This window comes from Metallosphaera cuprina Ar-4, from assembly GCF_000204925.1.
Classification (GTDB): Archaea; Thermoproteota; Thermoprotei_A; order Sulfolobales; family Sulfolobaceae; genus Metallosphaera; species Metallosphaera cuprina.
The window spans coordinates 1,831,232-1,840,348 of sequence record NC_015435.1 but is presented as its reverse complement, the minus strand read 5'-3'; the positions used below and the strand labels follow the sequence as shown (position 1 = coordinate 1,840,348).

The window sequence follows — 9,117 nt, the reverse complement described above, 5'->3', positions numbered from 1 at the left end:
ACAAATATCATTCTTCATTTCACGTTTTAAGGGTTGAGATATTTAATCGGGGAGTAAATAACCCCTCTGTTTCCACTGGAGAATCTAAGATAAAGTGAGCCACCCCTCTGTTTCCACTGGAGAATGGTCTAAGTTTATGATTTTTCCTTTTAAAAAAGAACGGTTTGTATAAAGATAATAATAGATTGTAGTTAAGTTAAAGTGAATCTGTTTCCAGGAGAAGTATAGGGGTAGGCCTCTCCACGGTTTAGGGAATAAAATGGTAGATTTATAAACAGAATCTACAGATCTAAATATGGGCCGGTAGCTCAGCCTGGAAGAGTGTTCGGTTGGCATCCGAAAGGTCCCGGGTTCAAATCCCGGCCGGTCCATAAAATTACAAGAAGTTATATCCATAAAAATGAAAATTTCTTCCAAACAATTAAATTCGTTTTTAGTGTAAATAGAAATATAATTATGAGTCAAGCACGGTCGCATGATATTACCAACAAGTTGGCAAAGGTTAAACAGATTATTGAGGATGAATTAAGTAACATCATTAGTTTCAAAGTTTATGATTTATGATTTAGAACATTATTAGAAATCGAGATACTCTTTTTATTCCAAAATAGGACCCTTGAATTAACACGTTCTAGTTTAGCCTTCTCAGATATCGAGACGTAGGGAGTGATAGGAAGCGTTGGGATTATTGATATCCGTAGCATCAGACCGGGAGGACTAAAGAACGAACTGTGTTAAAGGAGCTATAAAAATATTGGGTCCTTACGATCTCTACAATCGAAAGCGTTATAATCAGTTTATGGTTCCATAGCAATTCGAGTTCATGAAAAAACGAAATAAAATCAATATTTAATAATAATACATTTTTAATTTATTAACAAATATCAATTAGTGATTATGTAGGCGATTAGAAAAGTATTCCTCTCCTCTATTTCAACTATCTGTTACACCCTTTTATACTACGATAGAAATTTGAGACTAGTAATCTTATCATGATATTGTTTTTATCTTATTTAAGATCTTCTTTACTATCATAGATTGTCTCTAGGAAGATAGGCTTAGTTAAATGCCTGTATTTTCTTGTCTGATATACGCCTATAGTTACGGATCGAGGTCTTTCTTGTATTATCTTATTTCCTTTGAACTTATTTCTACATTTTCTACACCTAAATCCCTTGTTTCTACCTAGGGATTCAGATGAACCACCACAAAGAGGACATCTTGGGTTTATGTACATTTGATCTGGCTTAAGTTCAGTTATATCTATCCTTTCAGCTTCTATAACTAAACCATACTCTGCCGAGGGCTTCGCAGCTCCATATACTTTAATCGCGTCTCCAGGCAAAAGATACCTTACAGCCTGATTTAACTCCCCGGTTTCTTTATACACTATAACTGGAAATTTATATCCAAATAACATGCAATCCCCTCCTCTCATAACGTTTACTTTCTTTATGGTCACATCACCTACAAAGCTGCTGTACGGTTTCAATGAAGATGTTTTAAAGTGATGATCCGAACCTTGGTTGGTCTCGAAGAGTTGATAGCCCTCTACGTCTTCAGACCGTATTAGCTTAAGACCTTCAAGTAAAACACTGGGTTTGAGTCCTCTTAAGCCGTATAAGACAGGATCGTTTCCATGTGATACGATTAACTGTTCCTTTGAAACGTAATCCACATTTGCGTAAACGTAAGGGAAGAAGGCTAGATCATAGTTCATAACTGTATTAAAATCAACCCTTCTTGGTGAATTCCAATTCTCTCTACGTCTATAAGTTAGTAACTCGTAGGTTATGCCAGTTTTAAACCCCATTGATGCGATGGCGCCTATAATTCCTCTACCTCCTTTCGTTTTTATTCCTAATTTTTCAGATATTTTAACTGCGTACTCTCTCGTAACTACATCTGTTACTGCCTTCCAATATATGTGTTCTAGTAAGGGATCGTGTCTAAAATTCATAATTGCAACTCCGGGAGATCTCTTGTAATTGTATCCCTTAGATATATTTTCTATATAATCTAGGGACAAGTTCCATACTATATCCAGCAACTCATCCATATCCCTTTCAGTCTCAACCACAAAAGAGATCGAAGCGTTACCCCTAGTCTTCCACGGAATATTAGGGTTAAGCCTAGTAAGTCTAGGATATCCTTCGAGTTTGACCTGAATTTTCTCAAATTCTCTAAATAAGAGCCATGAAAAATGAGTAGTGCAGCCTCCTACAGGAGAGTCGTGGTCGTCTACCCCGATTATGTATCTCATTCTATCCATAGTCACTTCTTCTGGGCTTTACCTTCCATTATTATCATCGTTAAGGTAGATCTCACTTTAGGCAGCTTTCTTATATTGTTACTAATGAAATTCCTGAGAGAGTCCATATCCGGAGCTTCCAACTTAGCTACTATGTCATAAACTCCATACACTATATAAGTCTCATTAACTTCACTCATAGATCTTAGCTTATTGTAAACCTCTTCCTCTCCCCCTGGATCTGTGTTTATGAGGACTATCGCAGTTACCAAGTTCAATCCCACTACATTTAATAAATATAAAGTTATAAGAACTTTACGATACTTAGTGAATATCTTTGTCTTAGAATTTGGAGAGGATGATCCGGCTAAGTGCACAGGTAGGAAGATGGTTAGGCTAGGTTTAGCAAAAAGGACTAATAGACCTATAGGGATAGTCCTCAATCCTCTTTCAAATCGCGTCATTTCAATAGACGATAAAGACACTATAATGAAAAGGGGTTTAACTATACTAGACTCTTCTTGGAATAGATCGGATGAAAATTTCTTCCAGAGATATGAGAGGAATGGAAGAAGATTGCCTTTCTTGTTAGCAGGAAATCCAGTTAATTATTCTAAGCCTTTTAGACTGTCCTCTTTGGAGGCGGTCATAGCTTCGCTCTACATTATTTCCGAAATAGATAACGCAATGAGATTCGCGTCTATTATGAAGTGGGGTAAAACTTTCTTAGAGCTTAACAAATGGTTATTAGAAGAGTATAAAGGAAAGTCTAGCCAAGAGATATTGTCAATCGAAGAACAGTTTCTCAAAGAAATAAGGGAGCCAAGGCAATAACCCAGCTTCTGTACTTAGGGGGATTTGACTTTGCGTATCAGGGGAATCATATCGCCCCGGATCTTCCCCTACTTGCTCAGAGGGAGATCTGCCGTTTCAACCCACTAAGAACCTCTCCCGCTACTGGATCCGTCGCCGGACACAGATCGCGTTCATCTTCATTTAGTTCTTAGTGGGTCTCGTTTCTGTGCGGTTGTCGAAGTGGCTGACCTCGTCCCTCAAGGGACTCCCTCAGGGCGAGAGGCTGGAGTTTCCTCAGTTTCCCGTAACCCCCTGCCTGGCTCCTACTTATTTTCTTGACAAATACTTGATTAAATCGCTTCTGGTTATGATTCCCAAAGGAATTAGGTCTTTCTCTACCACTATAGTTACTGAGTGTTTAGTAAGAAGTTTCATGATTTGTGTGACAGAAGTTTTGGGGTCTACTAGAGGCGGAAGAGGTCCCATCAAGTCTATTGCCTTGAAATGCCTCGATGAAGGGAGGCTTAATTTTCTCAATAGAATAAAATCATAGATCATTCCAATTAGCTTCCCCTCAGAAGTAATCACAGGTACTTGCGAGATGTTATTTACCTCCATTATGTCTGCTATATCTTTTAGTCTAGCATCAGTTTTAACTGAAATAACAGGCGAATGCATTAGGCTAAGGGCTATCTCGGGGATTTCTATAAGAGGACTTAGTTCATCCATTATTCTTCTTACTATAGATAATCTAGGGTCCACACTTCCTTTTTCGATCTTAGCTATATATGACTGTGATACACCTACACGCTTTGCTAGTTCTGATTGAGTCAAACCAGCAGATTCCCTCATTTTCCTTAAATCTTTTGTATCTATTAACAATCTGGAAGCCCTACGGTGGGACAATTTTAGTAATTGCTACAACCAAAGCAACTAGAACTACACTGCCTATTATCACGTATAAAGGATCTATCTTGTATTTCTCATGCTCTTCCTCATAATATCTAATTAGACCTGCCATTGACATCATAGGTACGTTCTCTTTCTTCTTCTTGGAAGTGGGCATTGTTAAATCAAGGATATCTTCTGAATAGCATCTATTATTTTTATTGCCTTCTCAACATCACTTTCAATAATATTTCCAGTAACTATAGCTTTAGCTCCTGCCTTAATCAACTCTGTAGCCTTTTCAGGAGATCTGACGCCACCACCAACAATGATGTTAATGTTAGAACCTTTAGATACGACCTTTACCATTTCCGGTCTTACAGTCTCTGGAGCCCCTGATCCTGCCTCAAGATAAAGATAATTCATTCCCATATATTCAGCAGCTAAGGCATAAGCTAGCGCAAGTTCCGAATTGTCATAGGGTATAGCCCTGGCCCTACCTATATGTGCAGCCGTGCCGCCGTGCCCTACTATCAGATAACCTGTAGGGATAGGTTCCAATCCGCTCAGTTTTACGATTATTGATGCAGAAACTTGAGCACCTATTACATAGTATAGATCGTCTGAATTAAGTAACGACATAAAAAGGATAGCATCGGCCTTTTCCGAAATTAGATTTATATTACTAGGGAAAATAATTGCAGGGATTTCTAGGTCTTGGATAATACTTAATATCCCATCCATTTTCTCCTTAGAAACTCCTAAGGTACCTCCTATTAGAAAGGCTGAGGTACCTGCCTTATAAAGCTTAAAGACTACCTTCTGTAAGGAGTTGATATCATATACCTTATCTGGATCTATCAAAGAAAAATGTATAGGAGAACCTTCATTGATTAGTTTCTGAAGATAGGCTCTCGTCTTCCCCTTCATTTTCATGGTCTTTATTCCTCTTATTGTCTTTTATTTCCAGCGTCCCTTCAAGATAAAGGTCTAGGAATCTTCCATAAGCGTTAGCTTCATCGTAAATGGGTGGAAGGTCGTGAATCTCTGTCTCTAGACCACAACTACCACATTTAATATGCGCAGATTTAGGCCCTTCATGGTTCTTGTCAAATTTTATAGTTACAGCTATTTTACCGCAACGGGGACATTCGAAAGTCTTAGGTAATTTAGGCTTTACTTTTACGATCTTAGTCCTTTTTTTCCTTTTACCTCCCATGTGAGCCACTCTTCCTTCTTTTTTCTATTTTTACAGCCTCTTTCTTACTTGTTACACCGGTTAATATTTCCTCAAACGTTACGTACGTAACACTTCCGAAGATAACTACTATAGAAGCTATAAGTATTACCTGGATTAATGATAAGTCACTCATTTCGGGATCTCATTAACTTTCTCAGTTTTAATGATTTTCCATAAGTGAAAATCTCGTTTAAGATTTCTTTATATTCCTGTTTTTTAACAATGATCTTTACGAAGTCTTCTCTTTGAGAAGCTAGCTCATAAGTTTGTGCATGAACGCACAATCTGTCATAACCTAGGAGTTTAGAGAACACAAAAGATTCGCAGTCGCAGAAATTTGGTCCTACTATATGATCTTTATGTACTCCCTTTTCTCTAGCTAAGAAAATGAAAACATAGGAACCGTTATCTTGCAAAATAAGTTGTGCTATTCTTCTTTCCTTGACCGCTTTCTCTGCTCCTTTGGAATATCTCAATTGTTCCACCTTCGTCAGCAATCACTATCATGTCATATAGTTTCTCACAAAATATACCTGTTTCTATCACTCCAGGGATAGATTTTATTTCCCTTTCTAAGGCACAAAGGTTAGAGGTTTCTACTGAAACATCAACTAATACGTTTCCGTTATCGGTTACTATTGGCCCCATCTTTCCATTGGATTCTCTAAGGGTCGGATTTAAGCCAGATGACCTTAGCTTAGAAACCACAAATGAGAGCGCGAATGGTGCTATCTCAATAGGGACTAGTACGTCCCTTTTTGAGATGACCTTAGACTTTTCTCCGATGAAGATCCTCTCAGTTGAGAAGAAAGAGAGTATCTTCTCTCTTAGAAGAGCTCCTCCACCACCCTTTACTAAAATCTTTTCATCTCCCGAGTTCAGAAAGAAATCAAAACTATCAATGTAAATTTCTGGTATAGCTCCAGTCAACGGAGATAGGACGTTCTGAGTATATCTAGAAACTAAAAGATCTGTATCTACAGAACTAGTAATAATTATCTTATTATGTAACAGATTAGCGTTTTGTAAAACTTCTACTAATTTTCTCACGGTCTTTCCAGTGCCCAATCCGATTATTTTCTTGTCTCGTAGCATAGGTAAGACGTATTCAGCTAAGGCCTTTTTTGTATCATACATAGATCTAAATTAAATAGCCCTTTAAATAAACATTATGAGGGACCCGTAGCTCAGCCAGGATAGAGCGAAGGCCTTCGGAGCCTTAGGTCCCGGGTTCGAATCCCGGCGGGTCCGTAAAATAGTTAAAACGGATTGATAAATTTCGGTCCAACTCTTCATATCGTCTAATGAGCACTTTAGCTTTTATCGGATGTTTCTTAATCTTACCTCAATCTGTAAAAATAGAAATTTTTGTTGTACTTAGCAAAGCAAAACAAAGATGTAGATTTGTTACTTATGTCTCTCTTTTCCAGGTCATTCGTCATAGCTTCAATATCAGCTTCTGATTTGAAACAGGTTAGAGTAGGTCAAAGGTAAAGCAACAAGTCTTCAATAATTAGCTCTTCTAGACTATGAAATTGTTAAAATCTTTTTCTGAAAATTCTTTATTATTATTTAAGTTGTCTATGACGGTATTTGAATACGATGTCCTCGATTCCACTTCGTATCTGTAGTTTCGTCTAGCGTTTAGTTTTTAATTTTTATGTTTTTCAAATAAAAACATTTAATATTACTTCGTTATAATTAATAAAACAATTTCAGAACAGTTCTAGGTTTAGCTAAAGTTCACGATAGCGAATCTGTTATAGTATATAGAGAAAAGACCTTATCTTTGTTAACTTTTCTCATTAATATAGTTTTTGAACAATTTAATGGGCCCGTTGGGATTTGAACCCAAGACCTCTGGCTTGTAAGGCCAGCGTCCTAACCAGGCTAGACGACGGGCCCATTCCTTACTTTTCTTACAGGTTTGATTATAAGTTAGGGGTTATTAATTTGTTTCTAAGATCATGACAAGTCAAAACTTGTATCAGAATCGCCTGAAAGGTTATTAGCGATTTATTAATAAATCAATGTGCATTATAAAATATTATTTATGCCTTAATTCCATTTATACTGCAGTAAAGAATTGCACTAGCATAAGGAATGGGACCAACATCTATTTTCATTGATCTTAAGGTTACGTGTTCTCCTAGAGATTGTTCAATCTTGGTAAACCCATTCTCAATCCCAGGGAAAATCAGTATCGAGTTTTCCTGAATAGATCCTGGTTCTATTTCTTTTTCAGCATATGGAGAAAATAAATATATCTTACTGGGACTAAATAGCTCAACGGCGTCTTTAAGATCTGGAAGAATTATAAGAGATTTATTATACTTTAGAGCTAATCTTCCTACGTCGGGAATTCCAGCCTGAGCTGCAGTACCTCCAACCTTTGTTATTAAAAGTTTCTTAATGTTTAAGCTAAAAGCCAACTTTGCAAAGTCTAAAAGTCTCTGAGAACTCGTAACATTATGCAATCCGACTACTATTTCCAATTAAAGCACCAAATATATTCGAGGCTATTCTTGTTGATAAGACTACTGGTACGGCTTCTCCAACTTGGTTATATTGCTCTTCCTTACTACCGTAGAAGACGTGAGAGTCCGGATAGCTCATTAGTCTAGCCTGCTCTCTCACTGTGAGATATCTTGGATGAAACGGATGAACAAATTTTGAATTTCCGAGAACCGTGGGCGCTACTTCAAAAGGATCTAGTCTAATGTATAGAGGGATTTCTCTCTTGTGACCTCTGAACATTGTCAAATAGTCTCCATAATCTAGGGAACTCATCCTTACGGTCTTCATCTCATTTGGCTCTATCGGTTCATGATTAGGGACATCAAATCTATCCTCCAGGTCATATATTGCCTCCCACACAGTTTTTTTAGGCGATGTCTTTAATTCTAGCTTTACATTGGAGATAAAGATCCTGGTTCTTTTGGACGGATTTCCATAATTTTCGGCACGAAGGAGATTAAAGATTGGTTCATAGCCAACTCTTCTGAACTCATTTATTATAGCCTCTTTCAATTCTTTTGTCTCTATTATTGAAGGAACGTTTTCCATTATAAATATTCTAGGTCTCAGTTCTCCAACCAACCTGATGAACTCCAGGGTTAATGTCCCACGTTCATCCACGTAAAGTCTTTCCACCGGGTTATTCATTCTTAAAGGGTTAGCTCCTGTGAAAGGTTCACAGGGAGGACTTCCAATGACGACGTCGGGTCTTGAACCTATCAAACCTATTATATCTTTTCCTGTTACGTTTCTAATATCCTCTTCTAGTACTGTGGCTGTGGGGAAATTGCTAGAATAAGTTCTAGCAGCAGCATGGTTTAAATCTATGGCAAGGCTTATCTCAAATCCTTGAAGTTTAAACCCCTTAGCGAAACCACCAGCTCCAGAGAAAAGGTCCACTACCTTAGGAGCTTCCAATTTTTGTCTCCCTTGAAATCTCCTCCTCTATTTCTCTGATTTTTCGTTCTAAGAATTCTCGCATCTTAGCTGAATCATAATAAATTAATTGAACTCCACATTTTGGGCATTTAAACTCGTTCTCAAAAGCTTCCTCAAATGTGTACTTAGTTTTGTCATCAGGACAAATATAAAACTCATTGTTTGTCTCATACTCTAGTCTGGCCCTTAACTTATTTAGGATCTCTCTCTTTCTAGAGAGAAGTAACTCATTAATCTGGTCTATATTAGCTTTCCAATAGTACACGTACCATCCGGTCTCCTTATCTCTAGTCCTTCTATAGCTGACTAACCCGTGTTCCGAAAGAGCGTAAAGTTTTTTCCTTATCTCATTAACTTTTACGTTAAGTTTGTTAGCCATATCTTCATCAGTTAGCTCAGCTCTATTTTCTAAGAGGAAGGATAGAACGTCGATGACTTCATCTCCTAGCAGCTCTCTTGCAATGTCTTTCATGAGCTGATCTACGTT

The 9,117-nt window shown here is 37.6% G+C and carries 11 protein-coding genes, 3 tRNA genes, 1 other RNA gene and 1 pseudogene; 3 read left to right on the top strand and 13 right to left on the bottom strand.

Features of this window, described 5'->3' with window-relative positions:
* Positions 1-297 precede the first annotated feature (297 nt).
* A tRNA-Ala gene (locus MCUP_RS09730) sits at positions 298-371 on the top strand.
* A gap of 638 nt (positions 372-1,009) precedes the next feature.
* On the opposite strand, the gene MCUP_RS09720 is transcribed toward MCUP_RS09730, so the two are convergent.
* Positions 1,010-2,263, bottom strand: coding sequence for a tRNA(Ile)(2)-agmatinylcytidine synthase (locus MCUP_RS09720; protein WP_013738638.1), 1,254 nt, complete (start codon positions 2,261-2,263; stop codon positions 1,010-1,012).
* Between the two features lie 11 nt (positions 2,264-2,274).
* Positions 2,275-2,523: an Lrp/AsnC family transcriptional regulator gene (locus MCUP_RS09715; RefSeq protein ID WP_048057804.1), complete on the bottom strand. Its 249-nt coding sequence runs from the start codon at positions 2,521-2,523 to the stop codon at positions 2,275-2,277.
* On the opposite strand from MCUP_RS09715, the pseudogene MCUP_RS09710 reads away from it, so the two are divergent.
* Positions 2,501-3,004 (top strand): annotated as a pseudogene (locus MCUP_RS09710) (DUF367 family protein); the annotation flags it as partial. The gene MCUP_RS09715 and the pseudogene MCUP_RS09710 sit on opposite strands and share 23 nt — an antisense overlap.
* 64 nt (positions 3,005-3,068) lie before the next feature.
* Here MCUP_RS09710 and rnpB read toward each other — a convergent pair.
* The 7 genes from rnpB to rpiA form a co-directional block, all read right to left on the bottom strand.
* Positions 3,069-3,371: RNase P RNA component (rnpB, locus tag MCUP_RS09785), an RNA gene on the bottom strand.
* A gap of 2 nt (positions 3,372-3,373) precedes the next feature.
* The gene (locus tag MCUP_RS09705; protein ID WP_013738635.1) at positions 3,374-3,928 is read right to left on the bottom strand and encodes a CBS domain-containing protein; all 555 of its coding nucleotides are present in this window, start codon (positions 3,926-3,928) and stop codon (positions 3,374-3,376) included.
* A 10-nt stretch (positions 3,929-3,938) separates the two neighbouring features.
* Positions 3,939-4,112 carry a preprotein translocase subunit Sec61beta gene (locus MCUP_RS09700; RefSeq protein ID WP_013738634.1) on the bottom strand — a complete coding sequence of 58 codons (174 nt, stop codon included), beginning with the start codon at positions 4,110-4,112 and terminating at the stop codon, positions 3,939-3,941.
* Positions 4,113-4,114: 2 nt separating this feature from the next.
* Entirely contained in the window at positions 4,115-4,870 is a 756-nt protein-coding gene (locus MCUP_RS09695; RefSeq protein ID WP_013738633.1) for a phosphoglycerol geranylgeranyltransferase, read from the bottom strand.
* Complete coding sequence (locus MCUP_RS09690) at positions 4,821-5,153, bottom strand: transcriptional regulator (RefSeq protein ID WP_013738632.1); 333 nt, start codon at positions 5,151-5,153, stop codon at positions 4,821-4,823. The genes MCUP_RS09695 and MCUP_RS09690 overlap by 50 nt, the downstream gene beginning before the upstream one ends.
* Positions 5,143-5,307: a hypothetical protein gene (locus MCUP_RS10090; protein WP_013738631.1), complete on the bottom strand. Its 165-nt coding sequence runs from the start codon at positions 5,305-5,307 to the stop codon at positions 5,143-5,145. The genes MCUP_RS09690 and MCUP_RS10090 overlap by 11 nt, the downstream gene beginning before the upstream one ends.
* Positions 5,308-5,579: 272 nt before the next feature.
* Entirely contained in the window at positions 5,580-6,311 is a 732-nt protein-coding gene (rpiA, locus tag MCUP_RS09680; RefSeq protein ID WP_013738629.1) for a ribose 5-phosphate isomerase A, read from the bottom strand.
* 39 nt (positions 6,312-6,350) lie between these two features.
* Between rpiA and MCUP_RS09675 the strand changes: the two genes are divergently transcribed.
* Positions 6,351-6,425, top strand: a tRNA-Arg gene (locus MCUP_RS09675).
* Positions 6,426-7,004: 579 nt separating this feature from the next.
* On the opposite strand, the gene MCUP_RS09670 is transcribed toward MCUP_RS09675, so the two are convergent.
* From MCUP_RS09670 to tfe, 4 genes are all read right to left on the bottom strand, one after another.
* A tRNA-Val gene (locus tag MCUP_RS09670) sits at positions 7,005-7,079 on the bottom strand.
* A gap of 146 nt (positions 7,080-7,225) precedes the next feature.
* On the bottom strand, positions 7,226-7,669 hold the full coding sequence (locus MCUP_RS09665) for a RecB-family nuclease (protein ID WP_013738627.1): 444 nt from the start codon (positions 7,667-7,669) through the stop codon (positions 7,226-7,228).
* Positions 7,644-8,609 (bottom strand): DNA cytosine methyltransferase, encoded by a 966-nt coding sequence (locus MCUP_RS09660; RefSeq protein WP_013738626.1) that lies wholly within the window; start codon positions 8,607-8,609, stop codon positions 7,644-7,646. The genes MCUP_RS09665 and MCUP_RS09660 overlap by 26 nt, the downstream gene beginning before the upstream one ends.
* Positions 8,596-9,102 (bottom strand): transcription factor E, encoded by a 507-nt coding sequence (tfe, locus tag MCUP_RS09655; protein WP_048057801.1) that lies wholly within the window; start codon positions 9,100-9,102, stop codon positions 8,596-8,598. The genes MCUP_RS09660 and tfe overlap by 14 nt, the downstream gene beginning before the upstream one ends.
* Positions 9,103-9,117: the final 15 nt, after the last annotated feature.

Excerpts from the sequence above, each read along its gene's own strand:
- MCUP_RS09720 (WP_013738638.1), bottom strand. The coding sequence starts at position 2,263 with ATGAGATACATAATCGGGGTAGACGACCACGACTCTCCTGTAGGAGGC.
- MCUP_RS09700 (WP_013738634.1), bottom strand. The coding sequence starts at position 4,112 with ATGCCCACTTCCAAGAAGAAGAAAGAGAACGTACCTATGATGTCAATG.
- MCUP_RS09695 (WP_013738633.1), bottom strand. The coding sequence starts at position 4,870 with ATGAAAATGAAGGGGAAGACGAGAGCCTATCTTCAGAAACTAATCAAT.
- MCUP_RS09690 (WP_013738632.1), bottom strand. The coding sequence starts at position 5,153 with ATGGGAGGTAAAAGGAAAAAAAGGACTAAGATCGTAAAAGTAAAGCCT.
- MCUP_RS10090 (WP_013738631.1), bottom strand. The coding sequence starts at position 5,307 with ATGAGTGACTTATCATTAATCCAGGTAATACTTATAGCTTCTATAGTA.
- rpiA (WP_013738629.1), bottom strand. The coding sequence starts at position 6,311 with ATGTATGATACAAAAAAGGCCTTAGCTGAATACGTCTTACCTATGCTA.
- tfe (WP_048057801.1), bottom strand. The coding sequence starts at position 9,102 with ATGAAAGACATTGCAAGAGAGCTGCTAGGAGATGAAGTCATCGACGTT.